Annotated in this window: 16 protein-coding genes and 7 tRNA genes; 21 read left to right on the top strand and 2 right to left on the bottom strand. The window is 51.4% G+C overall.

All coding sequences use genetic code 11. From position 1 onward, the window contains the following. Positions 1 to 205: 205 nt before the first annotated feature. The 5 genes from nagB (at position 206) to asnB (ending at position 6,315) form a co-directional block, all read left to right on the top strand. Positions 206 to 1,006, top strand: coding sequence for a glucosamine-6-phosphate deaminase (gene nagB / locus ESM_RS0121345; protein WP_001237072.1), 801 nt, complete (start codon positions 206 to 208; stop codon positions 1,004 to 1,006). 61 nt (positions 1,007 to 1,067) lie between these two features. Then, positions 1,068 to 2,216 carry an N-acetylglucosamine-6-phosphate deacetylase gene (gene nagA / locus ESM_RS0121340; protein WP_000271161.1) on the top strand — a complete coding sequence of 383 codons (1,149 nt, stop codon included), beginning with the start codon at positions 1,068 to 1,070 and terminating at the stop codon, positions 2,214 to 2,216. Positions 2,217 to 2,224: 8 nt separating this feature from the next. Next, the gene (gene nagC, locus ESM_RS0121335) at positions 2,225 to 3,445 is read left to right on the top strand and encodes a DNA-binding transcriptional regulator NagC (protein WP_000187581.1); all 1,221 of its coding nucleotides are present in this window, start codon (positions 2,225 to 2,227) and stop codon (positions 3,443 to 3,445) included. Between the two features lie 47 nt (positions 3,446 to 3,492). Further along, complete coding sequence (gene nagD / locus ESM_RS0121330) at positions 3,493 to 4,245, top strand: ribonucleotide monophosphatase NagD (RefSeq protein ID WP_000153129.1); 753 nt, start codon at positions 3,493 to 3,495, stop codon at positions 4,243 to 4,245. A gap of 405 nt (positions 4,246 to 4,650) precedes the next feature. Further along, positions 4,651 to 6,315 (top strand): asparagine synthase B, encoded by a 1,665-nt coding sequence (asnB, locus tag ESM_RS0121325; protein ID WP_000337102.1) that lies wholly within the window; start codon positions 4,651 to 4,653, stop codon positions 6,313 to 6,315. A 41-nt stretch (positions 6,316 to 6,356) separates the two neighbouring features. On the opposite strand, the gene ESM_RS0121320 is transcribed toward asnB, so the two are convergent. After that, the gene (locus tag ESM_RS0121320; RefSeq protein ID WP_000943492.1) at positions 6,357 to 6,794 is read right to left on the bottom strand and encodes a hypothetical protein; all 438 of its coding nucleotides are present in this window, start codon (positions 6,792 to 6,794) and stop codon (positions 6,357 to 6,359) included. A 331-nt stretch (positions 6,795 to 7,125) separates the two neighbouring features. On the opposite strand from ESM_RS0121320, the gene ESM_RS0121315 reads away from it, so the two are divergent. From ESM_RS0121315 to ESM_RS0121285, 7 genes are all read left to right on the top strand, one after another. Next, positions 7,126 to 7,202: transfer RNA gene (locus ESM_RS0121315), tRNA-Met, on the top strand. Positions 7,203 to 7,210: 8 nt separating this feature from the next. After that, positions 7,211 to 7,295 (top strand) — tRNA-Leu (locus ESM_RS0121310). A gap of 23 nt (positions 7,296 to 7,318) precedes the next feature. Beyond that, positions 7,319 to 7,393 (top strand) — tRNA-Gln (locus tag ESM_RS0121305). A 34-nt stretch (positions 7,394 to 7,427) separates the two neighbouring features. Further along, positions 7,428 to 7,502 (top strand) — tRNA-Gln (locus ESM_RS0121300). A gap of 15 nt (positions 7,503 to 7,517) precedes the next feature. Continuing rightward, positions 7,518 to 7,594 (top strand) — tRNA-Met (locus tag ESM_RS0121295). 46 nt (positions 7,595 to 7,640) lie between these two features. Then, positions 7,641 to 7,715: transfer RNA gene (locus ESM_RS0121290), tRNA-Gln, on the top strand. A 37-nt stretch (positions 7,716 to 7,752) separates the two neighbouring features. Beyond that, a tRNA-Gln gene (locus ESM_RS0121285) sits at positions 7,753 to 7,827 on the top strand. A gap of 153 nt (positions 7,828 to 7,980) precedes the next feature. On the opposite strand, the gene ubiF is transcribed toward ESM_RS0121285, so the two are convergent. Then, entirely contained in the window at positions 7,981 to 9,156 is a 1,176-nt protein-coding gene (gene ubiF / locus ESM_RS0121280) for a 3-demethoxyubiquinol 3-hydroxylase (RefSeq protein ID WP_000184597.1), read from the bottom strand. A 145-nt stretch (positions 9,157 to 9,301) separates the two neighbouring features. Between ubiF and miaB the strand changes: the two genes are divergently transcribed. From miaB to gltL, 9 genes are all read left to right on the top strand, one after another. Further along, positions 9,302 to 10,726: a tRNA (N6-isopentenyl adenosine(37)-C2)-methylthiotransferase MiaB gene (gene miaB, locus ESM_RS0121275; protein WP_000162729.1), complete on the top strand. Its 1,425-nt coding sequence runs from the start codon at positions 9,302 to 9,304 to the stop codon at positions 10,724 to 10,726. A 152-nt stretch (positions 10,727 to 10,878) separates the two neighbouring features. Next, a complete protein-coding gene (locus ESM_RS0121270; protein WP_024191850.1) occupies positions 10,879 to 11,919 on the top strand; it encodes a PhoH family protein in 1,041 nt (346 codons plus the stop codon). Continuing rightward, positions 11,916 to 12,383, top strand: a complete 468-nt coding sequence (gene ybeY / locus ESM_RS0121265; protein ID WP_000084455.1) for an rRNA maturation RNase YbeY — start codon at positions 11,916 to 11,918, stop codon at positions 12,381 to 12,383. The genes ESM_RS0121270 and ybeY overlap by 4 nt, the downstream gene beginning before the upstream one ends. Positions 12,384 to 12,472: 89 nt before the next feature. Next, on the top strand, positions 12,473 to 13,351 hold the full coding sequence (gene corC, locus ESM_RS0121260; RefSeq protein ID WP_001278605.1) for a CNNM family magnesium/cobalt transport protein CorC: 879 nt from the start codon (positions 12,473 to 12,475) through the stop codon (positions 13,349 to 13,351). 24 nt (positions 13,352 to 13,375) lie between these two features. Beyond that, positions 13,376 to 14,914 carry an apolipoprotein N-acyltransferase gene (gene lnt, locus ESM_RS0121255; protein ID WP_000853095.1) on the top strand — a complete coding sequence of 513 codons (1,539 nt, stop codon included), beginning with the start codon at positions 13,376 to 13,378 and terminating at the stop codon, positions 14,912 to 14,914. Between the two features lie 396 nt (positions 14,915 to 15,310). Beyond that, positions 15,311 to 16,219: a glutamate/aspartate ABC transporter substrate-binding protein GltI gene (gltI, locus tag ESM_RS0121250; protein ID WP_001515970.1), complete on the top strand. Its 909-nt coding sequence runs from the start codon at positions 15,311 to 15,313 to the stop codon at positions 16,217 to 16,219. A 169-nt stretch (positions 16,220 to 16,388) separates the two neighbouring features. Next, entirely contained in the window at positions 16,389 to 17,129 is a 741-nt protein-coding gene (gene gltJ / locus ESM_RS0121245; protein ID WP_000020950.1) for a glutamate/aspartate ABC transporter permease GltJ, read from the top strand. Continuing rightward, the gene (gltK, locus tag ESM_RS0121240) at positions 17,129 to 17,803 is read left to right on the top strand and encodes a glutamate/aspartate ABC transporter permease GltK (RefSeq protein ID WP_000272808.1); all 675 of its coding nucleotides are present in this window, start codon (positions 17,129 to 17,131) and stop codon (positions 17,801 to 17,803) included. Before gltJ ends, gltK begins: the two co-directional genes overlap by 1 nt. Continuing rightward, positions 17,803 to 18,528: a glutamate/aspartate ABC transporter ATP-binding protein GltL gene (gene gltL, locus ESM_RS0121235; RefSeq protein ID WP_000631384.1), complete on the top strand. Its 726-nt coding sequence runs from the start codon at positions 17,803 to 17,805 to the stop codon at positions 18,526 to 18,528. Before gltK ends, gltL begins: the two co-directional genes overlap by 1 nt. The last annotated feature ends 77 nt before the right edge of the window (positions 18,529 to 18,605 follow it).

Genomic DNA, 18,605 nt, shown 5'->3' with positions numbered 1-18,605 from the left:
AATTCGTACCGCAAATTAAACGCGTGTCTTTTGTGAGTTTTGTCACCAAATATCGTTATCATCACTCCCTTTTACTGGCTAAACCAGAAAACTTATTTTATCATTCAAAAAATCAGGTCGGATTGACGCCTGTCTGCGCAAATCCAGGTTACGCTTAAAGATGCCAAATCCGCCAACGGCTTAATTTTTCTTATCGAGGTGAATAATGAGACTGATCCCCCTGACTACTGCTGAACAGGTCGGCAAATGGGCTGCGCGCCATATCGTCAATCGCATCAATGCGTTCAAACCGACTGCCGATCGCCCGTTCGTGCTTGGCTTGCCGACCGGTGGCACACCGATGACCACCTATAAAGCGTTAGTCGAAATGCATAAAGCAGGCCAGGTCAGCTTTAAGCACGTTGTCACCTTCAACATGGACGAGTATGTCGGTCTGCCGAAAGAGCATCCGGAAAGCTACTACAGCTTTATGCACCGTAATTTCTTCGATCACGTTGATATTCCAGCAGAAAATATCAACCTTCTCAATGGCAACGCCCCGGATATCGACGCCGAATGCCGCCAGTATGAAGAAAAAATCCGCTCTTACGGTAAAATTCATCTGTTTATGGGCGGTGTAGGTAACGACGGTCATATTGCATTTAACGAACCAGCCTCTTCTCTCGCCTCTCGCACCCGTATCAAAACCCTGACACATGACACTCGCGTCGCAAACTCTCGTTTCTTTGATAATGATGTTAATCAGGTGCCAAAATATGCGCTGACCGTCGGTGTGGGTACACTGCTGGATGCCGAAGAAGTGATGATTCTGGTGCTGGGTAGCCAGAAAGCACTGGCACTGCAGGCGGCCGTTGAAGGTTGCGTTAACCACATGTGGACTATTAGCTGTCTGCAACTGCATCCGAAAGCGATCATGGTGTGTGATGAACCTTCGACCATGGAGCTGAAAGTTAAGACTTTAAGATATTTCAATGAATTAGAAGCAGAAAACATCAAAGGTCTGTAATTGTTATCCCTGCCCTGACGTTTCGTTCAGGGCTGTATTATTTTTGATATCGGGGGTCGGAATGTATGCATTAACCCAGGGCCGGATCTTTACCGGCCACGAATTTCTTGATGACCATGCGGTTGTTATCGCTGATGGCCTGATTAAAAGCGTCTGTCCAGTAGCGGAACTGCCGCCAGAGATTGAACAACGTTCACTGAACGGGGCCATTCTCTCCCCCGGTTTTATCGATGTGCAGTTAAACGGCTGCGGTGGCGTACAGTTCAACGATACTGCTGAAGCGGTCAGCGTGGAAACGCTGGAAATCATGCAGAAAGCCAATGAGAAATCAGGCTGTACTAACTACCTGCCGACGCTTATCACCACCAGCGATGAGCTGATGAAACAGGGTGTGCGCGTAATGCGCGAATACCTGGCAAAACATCCGAATCAGGCATTAGGTCTGCATCTGGAAGGTCCGTGGCTGAATCTGGTAAAAAAAGGCACTCATAATCCGAATTTCGTGCGTAAGCCCGATGCCGCGCTGGTCGATTTCCTTTGTGAAAATGCCGATGTTATTACCAAAGTCACACTAGCGCCGGAAATGGTGCCAACGGAAGTGATCAGTAAACTGGCAAATGCTGGTATTGTGGTTTCAGCCGGTCACTCCAACGCCACATTGAAAGAAGCGAAAGCCGGTTTCCGCGCGGGGATTACCTTTGCCACCCATCTGTACAATGCGATGCCGTATATTACGGGGCGTGAGCCGGGTCTGGCGGGCGCGATCCTCGACGAAGCTGACATTTATTGCGGTATTATTGCCGATGGCCTGCACGTTGATTACGCTAACATTCGCAACGCCAAACGTCTGAAAGGCGACAAACTGTGTCTGGTTACCGATGCGACTGCGCCAGCAGGTGCCAATATTGAACAGTTCATTTTTGCGGGTAAAACAATATACTACCGCAACGGACTTTGTGTGGATGAGAACGGTACATTAAGTGGTTCATCCTTAACCATGATTGAAGGCGTGCGTAATCTGGTCGAACATTGTGGTATCGCACTGGATGAAGTGCTGCGTATGGCGACGCTCTATCCGGCGCGTGCAATTGGCGTTGAGAAACGTCTCGGCACTCTCGCCGCAGGTAAAGTGGCCAACCTGACCGCATTCACACCTGATTTTAAAATCACCAGGACCATCGTTAACGGTAACGAGGTCGTAACTCAATAAGAGAAAGTATGACACCAGGCGGACAAGCTCAGATAGGTAATGTTGATCTCGTAAAACAGCTTAACAGCGCGGCGGTTTATCGCCTGATTGACCAGCATGGGCCAATCTCGCGAATTCAGATTGCCGAACAAAGCCAGCTTGCCCCCGCCAGCGTAACTAAAATTACGCGTCAGCTTATCGAACGCGGGTTGATCAAAGAAGTTGATCAGCAGGCCTCCACCGGAGGCCGCCGCGCAATCTCTATTGTCACCGAAACCCGCAATTTCCAGGCTATCGGCGTACGACTTGGTCGTCACGACGCTACCATCACCCTGTTTGATCTCAGCAGCAAAGTGCTGGCAGAAGAACATTACCCGCTGCCAGAGCGTACCCAGCAAACGCTGGAACATGCGCTCTTAAACGCCATCGCCCAGTTTATTGATGGCTACCAGCGCAAACTGCGAGAGTTAATCGCCATTTCGGTTATTCTGCCAGGGCTTGTCGACCCGGACAGCGGCAAAATTCATTACATGCCGCATATCCAGGTGGAAAACTGGGGGCTGGTAGAGGCTCTGGAAGAACGTTTTAAAGTGACCTGTTTTGTCGGTCACGATATCCGCAGTCTGGCGCTGGCAGAGCACTACTTCGGTGCAAGTCAGGATTGCGAAGACTCCATTCTGGTGCGCGTGCACCGCGGAACGGGTGCCGGAATCATCTCTAACGGGCGCATTTTTATCGGCCGCAACGGCAACGTTGGTGAAATTGGCCATATTCAGGTTGAACCGCTGGGTGAACGCTGCCACTGCGGAAATTTCGGTTGTCTGGAAACTATCGCTGCCAACGCCGCCATTGAACAACGAGTGTTGAATCTGTTAAAGCAGGGCTATCAGAGCCGCGTGCCGCTGGATGACTGCACCATCAAAACTATCTGTAAAGCCGCAAACAAAGGCGACAGTCTGGCGTCGGAAGTGATTGAGTATGTCGGTCGCCATCTGGGTAAAACCATCGCCATTGCCATCAACTTATTTAACCCGCAAAAAATTGTTATTGCCGGTGAGATCACCGAAGCCGATAAAGTGCTGCTGCCCGCCATTGAAAGCTGCATTAATACCCAGGCGTTGAAGGCGTTTCGCACTAATCTGCCGGTAGTGCGTTCCGAACTGGATCACCGCTCAGCAATCGGTGCTTTTGCACTGGTAAAACGCGCCATGCTCAACGGTATTTTGCTCCAGCATTTGCTGGAAAATTAATGTGCTTTTATAGTGGCGCTTATTGTTGTGAATATTCTGGGTAGTCCATGACCATTAAAAATGTAATTTGCGATATCGACGGCGTGCTGATGCACGATAACGTCGCCGTACCGGGTGCAGCGGAGTTTTTGCACGGGATTATGGATAAAGGCCTGCCGCTGGTGTTGCTGACCAACTATCCTTCGCAGACCGGGCAAGACCTGGCAAACCGCTTTGCCACTGCGGGTGTCGATGTGCCAGACAGTGTGTTTTATACCTCCGCGATGGCAACTGCCGATTTCCTGCGTCGACAGGAAGGCAAAAAAGCGTATGTAGTGGGCGAAGGCGCGCTGATCCATGAACTGTACAAAGCCGGTTTTACCATTACCGATGTTAATCCTGACTTTGTGATTGTTGGCGAAACGCGCTCATACAACTGGGACATGATGCATAAAGCGGCATATTTCGTCGCCAACGGCGCACGTTTTATCGCCACCAACCCGGATACTCACGGACGTGGTTTCTATCCGGCCTGTGGCGCATTGTGCGCGGGGATCGAGAAAATCTCCGGACGTAAACCGTTCTATGTTGGTAAACCCAGCCCGTGGATCATCCGTGCAGCATTAAACAAAATGCAGGCGCACTCGGAAGAAACGGTGATTGTTGGCGATAACCTGCGTACCGACATTCTGGCTGGCTTCCAGGCGGGTCTGGAGACGATTCTGGTACTCTCTGGTGTTTCGTCGCTCGACGATATCGACAGTATGCCGTTCCGCCCTAGCTGGATTTACCCATCAGTCGCTGAAATCGACGTTATCTGAAAATCAACCACGTCTCAGGACGTGGTTGATATTGATGACAAACGCCAAACTGCCTGATGCGCTACGCTTATCAGGCCTACGCAGCTCCTGCAATATATTGAATTTTCATAATTTTGTAGGCCGGATAAGGCGTTCACGCCACATCCGGCATGAACAAATCTCACTTTGTAAGCGATTTGGTTTCTGATCCCCCTGCAAAATATATCCATTCAATAAAACCCGCTAAAAATTATCGATTCATCAATAAACAGGTCACTACACCCCACTCTTTTTCACCATTCATCAATCACCATTACGTTTTTTATTTTTTCACCGCCAAATCTCTTGCGCACATTGCTGCTTTGCGGCATTTTTTTAAACAAGCAAACACAACAAGCAGCAAACACCAGGTTAACGGAGAAGGTTATGTGTTCAATTTTTGGCGTATTCGATATCAAAACAGACGCAGTTGAGCTGCGGAAGAAAGCACTCGAGCTGTCACGCCTGATGCGTCATCGTGGCCCGGACTGGTCCGGTATTTATGCCAGCGATAATGCAATTCTCGCCCACGAACGTCTGTCAATTGTTGATGTTAACGCGGGTGCGCAGCCTCTCTACAATCAATCAAAAACCCACGTACTGGCAGTGAACGGGGAAATCTACAACCACCAGGCGCTGCGTGCTGAGTATGGCGATCGTTACCAGTTCCAGACTGGATCTGACTGCGAAGTGATCCTCGCGTTGTATCAGGAAAAAGGGGCGGAATTTCTCGACGATTTGCAGGGCATGTTTGCCTTTGCCCTGTACGACAGCGAAAAAGATGCATATCTGATTGGTCGCGACCATCTGGGGATCATCCCTCTGTATATGGGTTATGACGAACACGGCCAGCTATATGTGGCCTCAGAAATGAAAGCCCTGGTGCCGGTTTGCCGCACCATTAAAGAGTTCCCGGCAGGGAGCTATCTGTGGAGTCAGGACGGCGAAATCCGTTCTTATTATCACCGCGACTGGTTCGACTACGATGCGGTGAAAGATAACGTGACCGACAAAAACGAGCTGCGTCAGGCACTGGAAGATTCCGTTAAAAGCCACCTGATGTCTGACGTGCCTTACGGCGTGCTGCTCTCCGGTGGTCTGGATTCCTCAATTATTTCGGCTATCACCAAAAAATACGCCGCCCGCCGCGTGGAAGATCAGGAACGTTCAGAAGCCTGGTGGCCGCAATTGCACTCTTTTGCCGTGGGTCTGCCTGGTTCACCGGATCTGAAAGCGGCCCAGGAAGTGGCAAATCATCTGGGCACTGTGCATCACGAAATTCACTTCACCGTACAGGAAGGTCTCGATGCCATCCGCGACGTGATTTATCACATTGAAACGTATGATGTGACCACGATTCGCGCTTCAACGCCGATGTATTTAATGTCGCGTAAGATCAAGGCGATGGGCATTAAGATGGTACTGTCCGGTGAAGGTTCTGACGAAGTGTTTGGCGGTTATCTCTATTTCCACAAAGCGCCGAACGCCAAAGAGTTGCATGAAGAGACGGTGCGTAAGCTGCTGGCCCTGCATATGTATGACTGCGCACGCGCCAACAAAGCGATGTCGGCCTGGGGCGTGGAAGCACGCGTGCCGTTCCTTGACAAGAAATTCCTTGATGTAGCGATGCGCATTAATCCGCAGGACAAAATGTGCGGCAACGGCAAGATGGAAAAACACATCCTGCGTGAATGTTTTGAAGCGTATCTGCCCGCAAGTGTGGCCTGGCGGCAGAAAGAGCAGTTCTCAGATGGTGTCGGTTATAGCTGGATCGACACTCTGAAAGAAGTGGCGGCGCAGCAGGTTTCTGATCAACAGTTGGAAACGGCCCGCTTCCGCTTCCCATACAATACGCCGACCTCAAAAGAAGCGTATCTGTATCGCGAAATCTTTGAAGAACTGTTCCCGCTCCCAAGTGCCGCAGAGTGCGTACCAGGGGGGCCGTCCGTTGCCTGTTCTTCTGCCAAAGCGATTGAGTGGGATGAAGCGTTCAAGAAAATGGACGATCCATCGGGTCGTGCAGTCGGTGTTCACCAGTCGGCGTATAAATAAGACGTGTAATAATGCCCCGGAGAAATCCGGGGCAATTTCAGTTACTGGGGAACTTGTTGATTCTGATAGGCTGTGAGGAAATGTTCCGGATTTGCTACATCGCTGTCAGATAACTCATTACTGTAGGCGACTGACCAGGCTGCCGATTCATCCGGGATATGCAGGCTTCCATTTCCCTCTTTCAGGCGTAATAACTCAAAAGATTCGCCCTTGATTACAGCGGTATACGATTTCTCACCTTCCTGTAATGCTTTTACTTTGCAGCGAAAAATCTGACCATCGATGTCATTATCAACATGAGATACCTGAACAAGGGCTTCATTTTCCGCTTTCGGCCCAATTCGCATCATCCAGACCACTGCTCCTTCCTGACCACGATAACCAAAGACATACTTACCAATTTCCGGTCGGGCTGTATCGGCAAACGCCGATTGCATAAGTAATAAAGCACTGACCAGCACCGTCATAAAACGCAACATATTATTCCCTCAATAAATCGCCTGAAGTGGTAGCAGAGATGCAGGCGTAGCGATCCCTGTTCTGTCCTGTTGCAACGGGTCAGTATTTCATAGATTAATTTCCCGCCGCTATTGTTGAATTCTGAATTTCACCCCGTATGACAAAAGAATGGCTGCAGGCTGTAGAAAAAACACAAAGTAAACAATAATTGACGAATATAGCGCCACGCTGTTCGCAACCTAACCAAACAGTCAATTTCAAGCAATTTTCCTTGAAAAAGAGGTTGACGCTGCATGGCTCTATACGCATAATGCGCCCCGCAACGCCGATAAGGTATCGCGAAAAAAAGATGGCTACGTAGCTCAGTTGGTTAGAGCACATCACTCATAATGATGGGGTCACAGGTTCGAATCCCGTCGTAGCCACCATCTTTTTTGCGGGAGTGGCGAAATTGGTAGACGCACCAGATTTAGGTTCTGGCGCCGCAAGGTGTGCGAGTTCAAGTCTCGCCTCCCGCACCATTCACCAGAAAGCGTTGTACGGATGGGGTATCGCCAAGCGGTAAGGCACCGGTTTTTGATACCGGCATTCCCTGGTTCGAATCCAGGTACCCCAGCCATCTTCTTCGAGTAAGCGGTTCACCGCCCGGTTATTGGGGTATCGCCAAGCGGTAAGGCACCGGTTTTTGATACCGGCATTCCCTGGTTCGAATCCAGGTACCCCAGCCATCGAAGAAATAATCTGGCTACGTAGCTCAGTTGGTTAGAGCACATCACTCATAATGATGGGGTCACAGGTTCGAATCCCGTCGTAGCCACCAAATTCTGAATGTGTCGAACAGGTTCGGCAAGTTCAAAAAAATTTGTTGGGGTATCGCCAAGCGGTAAGGCACCGGATTCTGATTCCGGCATTCCGAGGTTCGAATCCTCGTACCCCAGCCAATTTATTCAAGACGCTTACATCGTAAGTGCACCCTGTTGGGGTATCGCCAAGCGGTAAGGCACCGGATTCTGATTCCGGCATTCCGAGGTTCGAATCCTCGTACCCCAGCCACATTAAAAAAGCTCGCTTCGGCGGGCTTTTTGCTTTTCTGCGTTTATTCAATATCGAATGCGATGTTGGCACGCCTTACCCTACGAAGTCGGATGCGACGCTGCCGCGTCTTATCCGACCTACGGTTGGCATGCATCCGGCAATGTTGTGAGGCTACAACCCTAACGCATATTTCAGCGCCTGACGTTTCAAGACGCCAGCACGTTCCGCCGCCATCAAACCAAGATTACGTACAAAACGCAGTGGCGGCAGATTATTGCTGAATCCGGCATAAAACAGATCCATACCGCTTTGCATAATGAAGTTATCCGCCATGCGACGCATCTGGTAACGCTTGAGGATTGGATAACTGGCCCACGCTTCGCCATGACTGCGCGCACTCACCAGAACGTCAATCAGAGCATCAACATCGCGATAACCAAGATTCACGCCCTGCCCCGCCAGCGGATGAATGGTGTGCGCCGCATCGCCCACCAGTGCCAGACCTGGCTGAACATATTGCAATGCATGACGACGCGTCAGTGGAAACGCCCCCGCAGCAAGCGGCGTCACATAACCGAGACGCGACGGGAAATGTTTCGCGATTTCCGCCTGTAACTGCGCCATATTCATATTCTGTAACTGGCGAATGCGCGCCGGAGAGTCATACCACACCAGCGACGCCCAGTGATCAAACAACGGCAGGAAAGCACGCGGCCCGTCAGGTGTAAACTGCTGCCAGGTGCTGTCGCCAGGATCATTCTCGCACCGCACGCTAATCAACATACACGACTGCGCATACTGCCAGGCATGAACGCCAATTCCCGCCATCTGCCGCACCTGTGAATTTGCCCCATCGGCACCAATCACCAGCTTCGCGCGGATCACTTCTCCGCCCTTCAGCTCCAGCTCCTGAAGATCATTATCGCGATGCAACGCAATCAGCGAGGCCGGTACACGTAGCGTCACGTTCGGATGCGTCTCCAGTGCCTGCCACAACGCCTGTTGCAGAACGGTGTTTTCCACCATATAGCCAAGCAACGGTAGCTTAAGTTCAGCGGCGTCAAACACCACATGCGCCGTTTCCCACTCCCACGTTTCCAGTCTGCGATAAGGATGGCAACGCATAGCCTGTACCGCATCCCAGACACCTGAACCTTTAAGCAATGATACCGACGCAGCGCTAATCGCTGAAATACGCACGTCAGGCTGGCTGTCCTCTACAAACGGCGCAGGTTCAGCGTGTTCAATAACCGTTACCGAAAATCCGTGCTGCGCCAGTCCCAGCGCCAGTGCGCCGCCGACCATTCCTCCGCCGACAATGGCAATTTCCGTTGGTTGATTTGTCATGGTCAATCATCCTGTTAGCAATATGCTTTAAGTTTACAGGATTTTTACCCCCAAGGGCTGATAACGCTCATACTGGTCACAACGGCAGCAAAGCATTACACTATGCGCCCTGCATTCCTGGCTACTATTTCGCAAGAGCAAGTCGATGACCAAAAAACTCCATATTAAAACCTGGGGCTGTCAGATGAACGAGTACGATTCATCGAAGATGGCCGATCTGCTGGATGCCACCCACGGCTATCAACTGACCGACGTGGCGGAAGAAGCGGATGTGCTGCTGCTGAACACCTGCTCAATCCGCGAGAAGGCTCAGGAAAAAGTCTTCCATCAGTTGGGTCGCTGGAAACTGTTAAAAGAGAAGAATCCGGACCTGATTATCGGTGTTGGCGGCTGCGTGGCTTCGCAGGAAGGCGACCACATTCGTCAACGCGCCCACTACGTCGATATTATTTTTGGGCCGCAAACGCTGCACCGTCTGCCGGAGATGATCAACTCCGTGCGCGGAAACCGCAGCCCGGTCGTAGATATCAGCTTCCCGGAAATCGAGAAGTTTGACCGTCTGCCAGAACCGCGCGCCGAAGGACCAACCGCGTTTGTCTCCATCATGGAAGGTTGCAATAAATATTGCACCTACTGCGTGGTGCCTTACACCCGTGGTGAAGAGGTAAGCCGTCCATCCGACGATATTCTGTTTGAGATTGCCCAGCTTGCCGCTCAGGGCGTGCGTGAAGTCAATCTGCTCGGTCAGAACGTGAACGCCTGGCGCGGTGAGAACTACGACGGCACCACCGGCTCGTTTGCCGATCTGCTGCGTCTGGTTGCCGCTATCGACGGGATCGATCGTATTCGCTTTACCACCAGCCATCCGATCGAATTTACCGACGATATCATCGAGGTTTATCGCGATACGCCAGAACTGGTGAGCTTCCTGCACCTGCCGGTACAGAGCGGTTCCGATCGCATCCTCAACCTGATGGGCCGTACCCACACGGCGCTGGAATACAAGGCGATCATCCGTAAATTGCGTGCGGCGCGTCCGGATATTCAGATCAGTTCTGACTTCATCGTTGGCTTCCCTGGCGAAACCACCGAAGACTTTGAGAAAACCATGAAGCTGATTGCCGACGTCAATTTCGACATGAGCTATAGCTTCATCTTCTCCGCACGTCCGGGTACGCCAGCCGCCGATATGGTTGATGATGTTCCGGAAGAAGAGAAGAAGCAGCGTCTGTATATTCTGCAAGAACGTATCAATCAGCAAGCGATGGCATGGAGCCGCCGGATGCTCGGCACCACCCAGCGTATTCTGGTGGAAGGTACTTCGCGTAAGAACATCATGGAACTTTCCGGGCGTACCGAAAATAACCGCGTGGTCAATTTCGAAGGCACGCCGGATATGATCGGTAAATTCGTCGATGTGGAAATTACCGACGTTTACCCGAACTCCCTGCGCGGTAGAGTGGTACGTACCGAAGAGGAAATGGGTCTGCGCGTGGCAGAGGCTCCGGAATCGGTGATTGCCCGTACCCGCAAAGAAAACGACCTTGGCGTGGGTTATTATCAGCCGTAATTCTCAGGCCCGCCGTTCCGGTGGGCCTTGTTTTTTCTCTCTTTATCCCCATTTTTATCGCAATGCTTGCGCCTTTTTCCTGTGGCGTGAATAATTTCCTTATAGGCCGGTGAATGTTCAGCTTCCGGCGGCATACAAATAAGAGGAACGGTTTGAACATAGACACTCGCGAAATCACCCTGGAGCCAGCAGACAACGCGCGTCTGTTGAGCCTGTGCGGCCCGTTTGATGACAACATCAAGCAACTCGAACGCCGTCTCGGCATCGAAATCAATCGCCGCGATAACCACTTTAAACTGACCGGTCGTCCGATTTGCGTCACTGCCGCGGCAGACATTCTGCGCAGCCTGTATGTCGATACTGCCCCAATGCGCGGTCAGATCCAGGATATCGAACCGGAGCAGATCCACCTTGCGATTAAAGAAGCGCGAGTGCTGGAACAAAGTGCGGAGAGCGTGCCAGAGTACGGCAAAGCGGTCAATATCAAGACCAAACGCGGGGTCATTAAACCACGCACACCGAACCAGGCGCAGTACATCGCCCATATTCTTGACCATGACATCACCTTCGGCGTGGGTCCGGCGGGTACGGGTAAAACCTACCTGGCTGTGGCTGCGGCGGTTGATGCGCTGGAACGTCAGGAAATCCGTCGTATTCTGCTGACCCGTCCGGCAGTAGAAGCTGGTGAAAAATTAGGTTTTCTGCCCGGCGATTTAAGCCAGAAAGTAGACCCGTATCTGCGCCCGCTATACGACGCGCTGTTCGAAATGCTTGGCTTTGAAAAAGTCGAGAAACTGATTGAGCGCAACGTTATTGAAGTCGCGCCGCTGGCCTATATGCGTGGTCGAACACTGAACGACGCATTTATCATTCTTGATGAGAGCCAGAACACCACCATCGAACAGATGAAGATGTTCCTGACCCGTATCGGTTTTAACTCAAAAGCGGTTATCACCGGCGACGTCACGCAGATCGACCTGCCGCGTAATACCAAATCGGGTCTGCGCCACGCCATCGAAGTGCTGGCCGATGTCGAAGAGATCAGCTTTAACTTCTTCCACAGCGAAGACGTTGTTCGTCACCCGGTAGTGGCGCGTATCGTTAACGCCTATGAAGCCTGGGAAGAAGCCGAACAAAAACGTAAAGCGGCGCTGGCGGCAGAGCGCAAGCGTGAAGAACAGGAACAAAAATGAGTCAGGTGATCCTCGATTTACAACTGGCCTGTGAAGATAATTCCGGGCTACCGGAAGAGAGCCAGTTTCAGACATGGCTGAATGCGGTGATCCCGCATTTTCAGGAAGAATCAGAAGTGACTATTCGCCTGGTCGATACCGCCGAAAGCCACAGTCTGAATCTGACCTATCGCGGTAAAGATAAGCCGACCAACGTGCTTTCCTTCCCATTTGAAGTGCCGCCTGGCATGGAGATGTCGCTGCTGGGCGATCTGGTTATCTGCCGTCAGGTGGTTGAGAAAGAAGCGCAGGAACAAGGTAAACCACTGGAGGCGCACTGGGCGCATATGGTGGTGCACGGCAGTCTGCATTTGTTAGGTTACGATCACATCGAAGATGACGAAGCAGAAGAGATGGAAGCCCTCGAAACAGAGATTATGCTTGCTCTGGACTATGAGGATCCGTACATTGCCGAGAAAGAATAATTTGCCGGGCATTTGACTGGCAGACGTCCCCGCCGTTGGTAAGTAACGACGGTGTTTTGATTAACTAACATGAGAACCCATACGACGCCATGAGCGACGACAATTCACACAGTAGTGACACGATAAGCAACAAGAAGGGATTTTTCTCCCTGTTACTCAGCCAACTTTTCCACGGTGAACCGAAAAACCGTGACGAACTGCTGGCGCTGATCCGTGATTCCGGGCAGAACGACCTTATCGACGAAGATACGCGCGATATGCTCGAAGGGGTAATGGACATCGCAGACCAACGCGTTCGCGACATCATGATCCCGCGCTCCCAGATGATTACTCTGAAACGCAACCAGACGCTGGATGAATGCCTTGATGTCATCATCGAGTCTGCCCACTCGCGTTTCCCGGTGATCAGCGAGGATAAAGATCACATTGAAGGGATTCTGATGGCGAAAGACTTGCTGCCGTTTATGCGCAGCGATGCTGAAGCCTTCAGCATGGACAAAGTGTTACGTCAGGCGGTTGTCGTTCCTGAAAGTAAGCGCGTAGACCGGATGCTGAAAGAGTTTCGCTCTCAGCGATACCACATGGCGATCGTCATTGACGAATTCGGCGGTGTTTCCGGTCTGGTGACCATTGAAGACATCCTGGAACTGATTGTTGGTGAGATTGAAGACGAGTATGACGAAGAAGATGATATCGACTTCCGTCAACTTAGCCGTCACACCTGGACCGTGCGTGCGCTGGCTTCCATCGAAGATTTCAACGAAGCGTTCGGCACCCACTTTAGCGATGAAGAGGTCGATACCATCGGTGGTCTGGTGATGCAGGCGTTTGGGCATCTTCCGGCGCGTGGCGAAACCATCGACATCGACGGTTACCAGTTCAAAGTGGCGATGGCCGACAGTCGGCGTATTATTCAGGTTCATGTCAAAATCCCGGATGACTCACCCCAGCCGAAGCTGGATGAATAAAACCGAAACTGGATAGATAACTACATGGCTTTTGCCTCATTACTTGAACGCCAGCGCATTCGCCTACTGCTGGCGTTATTATTCGGTGCCTGCGGAACGCTGGCCTTCTCCCCTTATGACGTCTGGCCTGCGGCGATTGTTTCGCTGATGGGGCTTCAGGCTCTGACCTTTAACCGCCGCCCACTTCAGTCTGCCGCTATCGGCTTCTGCTGGGGATTTGGCCTGTTTGGCACCGGTATTAACTGGGTATATGTCAGCATCGCGACCTTTGGCGGGATGCCAGGCCCGGTAAACATCTTCCTGGTGGTGCTGCTGGCGGCGTATCTTTCGCTGTATACCGGGCTGTTTGCTGGTGTTCTGGCGCGGCTGTGGCCGAAAACCACCTGGCCGCGCGTGACGATTGCCGCCCCTGCCCTCTGGCAAGTTACCGAGTTTCTGCGCGGTTGGGTGCTAACTGGCTTTCCGTGGTTGCAGTTCGGCTATAGCCAGATTGACGGGCCGTTAAAAGGGCTGGCACCGATAATGGGCGTGGAAGCCATTAACTTCCTGCTGATGATGGTTAGTGGCCTGCTGGCGCTGGCGCTGGTCAAACGCAACTGGCGTCCGCTGGTGGTGGCCGTTGTGCTGTTTGCACTCCCCTTCCCTCTGCGTTACATCCAGTGGTTTACCCCGCAACCGGAGAAAACCATTCAGGTTTCAATGGTTCAGGGTGATATTCCACAATCACTGAAGTGGGATGAAAGCCAGCTTCTTAATACGCTGAAGATTTACTACAACGCGACAGCACCGCTGATGGGTAAATCGTCATTGATTATCTGGCCAGAGTCAGCAATTACCGATCTGGAAATGAATCAGCAACCATTCCTCAAAGAGCTGGATGGCGTGCTGCGTGAAAAAGGTAGCTCGCTGATCACCGGGATTGTCGACGCGCGCCTCAATAAGCTGAACCGCTACGATACCTACAACACCATCATCACGCTGGGTAAAGGTGCACCTTACAGCTATGAATCGACCAATCGCTATAACAAAAACCATCTGGTGCCGTTTGGCGAGTTTGTCCCGCTGGAGTCGATTCTGCGTCCGTTAGCGCCGTTCTTTGATCTGCCGATGTCGTCATTCAGCCGCGGGCCTTATATCCAGCCGCCGCTGTCCGTGAATGGTATTCAGCTTACCGCAGCCATTTGCTACGAGATCATTCTTGGCGAGCAGGTGCGCGATAACTTCCGTCCGGATACCGACTATCTGCTGACTATCTCCAACGATGCATGGTTTGGTAAGTCTATTGGCCCGTGGCAGCACTTCCAGATGGCGCGAATGCGTGCGCTGGAACTGGCGCGCCCGCTGCTGCGTAGCACCAACAACGGCATTACGGCGGTGATTGGCCCACAGGGTGAGGTTCAGGCGATGATCCCGCAATTCACCCGCGAAGTATTAACCACTAACGTGACGCCGACTACCGGACTCACACCGTACGCACGTACCGGCAACTGGCCGCTGTGGGTGCTGACGGCACTGTTTGGTTTTGCCTCTGTGTTGATGAGTCTCCGTCAGCGACGTAAATAATCCCTTCTAATTGTGCCGGAATACATCACGTATTTCGGCACGCTCACCGGATGCGGCGTCAATGCGTTATCCGGATGACAAAATTCCCCTATCCAACTTTGGCACATCTATTGCTTTGTTATACAAGGCAAACCTTGAACCGGTGTCGGTACAACCTGGTTGCACCATAGCAATCCACCGATAGCACCAAAAGAGTGCATTTTGAGAATTTTGCTTCGGAATGGTGCGGTGCATCTCGCAAAAACAAACAATAAAACATCAATATCTTTACATTTATACAAACTAAATGTTACCTAACAAGCACAACACTGCACAATAAAGTTGCAGATGATAACAACACAAACACTCACAACGGGTATCCATGCGTTCTTAACGCAGAAGATAAAGGAGTTGGATATGCAATTACGTAAATCTGCCACAGCAATCCTGGCCCTGGCGCTTTCCGCAGGTCTGGCACAGGCAGAAGACACTGCCCCGACTGCAGGCAGTACGCTGGACAAAATCGCCAAAAACGGCGTGATTGTCGTCGGTCACCGCGAATCTTCGGTGCCTTTCTCTTATTACGACAACCAGCAAAAAGTGGTGGGTTACTCTCAGGATTATTCCAACGCCATTGTCGAGGCAGTGAAAAAGAAACTCAACAAACCGGATCTGCAGGTGAAACTGATCCCGATCACCTCACAAAACCGTATTCCGCTGCTGCAAAACGGCACTTTCGATTTTGAATGTGGTTCTACCACCAACAACCTCGAACGCCAGAAACAGGCGGCTTTCTCCGACACCATTTTCGTGGTCGGTACGCGCCTGCTGACCAAAAAAGACGGCGATGTTAAAGATTTTGCTGATCTGAAAGACAAAGCCGTAGTAGTCACTTCCGGCACCACTTCTGAAGTTCTGCTCAACAAACTGAATGAAGATCAGAAGATGAATATGCGCATCATCAGCGCCAAAGACCATGGTGACTCTTTCCGCACGCTGGAAAGCGGTCGTGCCGTTGCCTTTATGATGGATGACGCCCTGCTGGCCGGTGAACGTGCGAAAGCGAAGAAGCCTGATAACTGGGAAATCGTCGGCAAACCGCAGTCTCAGGAAGCTTACGGCTGCATGCTGCGCAAAGATGATCCGCAATTCAAAAAGCTGATGGATGACACCATCGCCCAGGTGCAGACCTCCGGTGAAGCGGAAAAATGGTTTGATAAGTGGTTCAAAAACCCCATTCCACCGAAAAACCTGAACATGAATTTCGAGTTGTCGGACGAAATGAAAGCACTGTTCAAAGAACCTAATGACAAAGCACTGAACTAATTACAAGAACCAGGGGCGGAAAGTTCAGCCCTCTCGATTGTTACGTAGCACGGACAGACTATACGCCTGATGGTCGTTCCCCATCGGGCCTGAAAACCGCAATACGCTGGGTAACAATCTTCGAGGGTAGCAGTTAACGCTGCTACCCTTTTTTTTCTGGAGTAGATTTATGTCTATAGACTGGAACTGGGGTATTTTTTTACAACAAGCCCCGTTCGGCAACACCACCTATCTCGGCTGGATCTGGAGCGGCTTTCAGGTCACTATCGCTCTGTCGATCTGCGCCTGGATTATCGCTTTCCTCGTCGGCTCGTTATTCGGCATTTTACGTACCGTTCCAAACCGTTTTCTCTCCGGTCTGGGCACGTTGTATGTCGAACTGTTCCGCAACGTGCCACTGATTGTGCAATTCTTTACCTGGTATCTGGTGATCCCAGAACTACTGCCGGAAAAAATCGGCATGTGGTTTAAGGCGGAGCTGGATCCCAATATTCAGTTTTTCCTTTCTTCCATGCTCTGCCTGGGGCTGTTTACTGCCGCTCGTGTTTGCGAACAGGTACGCGCCGCGATCCAGTCGCTGCCACGAGGGCAGAAGAATGCCGCACTGGCGATGGGGCTGACGCTGCCGCAAGCCTACCGCTATGTTCTGTTACCTAACGCCTATCGTGTTATCGTCCCACCGATGACCTCTGAGATGATGAACCTGGTGAAAAACTCCGCCATCGCCTCAACCATTGGTCTGGTAGATATGGCAGCACAGGCCGGAAAATTGCTCGATTACTCCGCCCACGCCTGGGAATCGTTTACCGCCATCACGCTGGCGTATGTGCTGATTAACGCCGTTATTATGCTGGTGATGACGCTGGTCGAACGTAAAGTTCGCCTGCCCGGCAACATGGGAGGCAAATAATGTACGAGTTTGACTGGAGTTCAATCGTTCCTTCCCTGCCGTATCTGCTGGATGGGCTGGTGATCACCCTGAAAATCACCATCACGGCAGTCGTGATTGGTATTTTGTGGGGCACGATGCTGGCGGTAATGCGCCTGTCCAGCTTTGCACCCGTGGCGTGGTTTGCCAAAGCCTACGTCAACGTGTTCCGTTCAATACCGTTAGTGATGGTTCTGTTGTGGTTTTACCTGATCGTGCCGGGTTTTCTGCAAAACGTGCTGGGATTATCACCCAAAACCGATATCCGCTTAATTTCTGCAATGGTGGCATTTTCGATGTTTGAAGCGGCCTACTATTCCGAGATTATCCGCGCCGGTATTCAAAGTATTTCTCGTGGTCAGTCGAGCGCTGCGCTGGCGTTAGGAATGACCCACTGGCAGTCGATGAAACTGATTATTCTGCCGCAGGCGTTCCGTGCGATGGTGCCGCTGCTGCTCACTCAGGGCATCGTCCTGTTTCAGGATACCTCGCTGGTGTATGTGTTATCTCTGGCCGATTTCTTCCGTACCGCCTCAACCATTGGTGAACGTGATGGTACGCAGGTGGAGATGATCCTGTTTGCCGGATTTGTTTATTTCATCATTAGCCTTAGCGCATCGTTGTTGGTCAGCTACTTGAAAAGAAGGACAGCATAATGATTACCCTGAAAAATGTTTCAAAATGGTATGGTCACTTTCAGGTGCTGACCGACTGCTCAACCGAAGTAAAAAAAGGCGAAGTGGTGGTGGTTTGCGGCCCGTCCGGCTCCGGTAAATCGACACTGATTAAAACCGTCAACGGCCTCGAACCGGTGCAGCAAGGTGAAATCACCGTTGATGGCATCGTGGTTAACGATAAGAAAACCGATCTGGCAAAACTGCGTTCCCGCGTCGGAATGGTGTTCCAGCATTTTGAGTTGTTTCCCCATCTGTCGATTATCGAAAACCTGACCCTGGCGCAGGTAAAAGTGCTTAAACGCGATAAAGCGCCCGCCCGCGAAAAGGCCCTGAAACTGCTGGAACGCGTGGGACTTTCTGCGCATGCCAATAAGTTTCCGGCGCAGCTTTCCGGTGGTCAGCAGCAGCGTGTAGCGATTGCCCGCGCATTATGTATGGATCCTATTGCGATGCTGTTCGACGAACCGACATCGGCACTGGATCCGGAGATGATCAACGAAGTGCTGGATGTGATGGTGGAGCTGGCGAATGAAGGAATGACTATGATGGTGGTCACCCACGAAATGGGCTTTGCCCGTAAAGTAGCAAATCGGGTGATCTTTATGGATGAAGGTAAAATTGTCGAAGACTCGCCAAAAGACGCGTTCTTTGATGATCCGAAATCAGACCGCGCAAAAGACTTCCTCGCGAAAATACTGCACTAATAAGTCAGGCGCGCATACTCAAGTGCGCGCCATCTCACGCTTTATCGTTTCGCCTCTCGTATCTGTTACATCCCGGC

Source organism: Escherichia sp. TW09308, from assembly GCF_000208565.1.
Classification (GTDB): domain Bacteria; phylum Pseudomonadota; class Gammaproteobacteria; order Enterobacterales; family Enterobacteriaceae; genus Escherichia; species Escherichia marmotae.
This window is presented reverse-complemented; position numbering and strand designations above follow the sequence as displayed.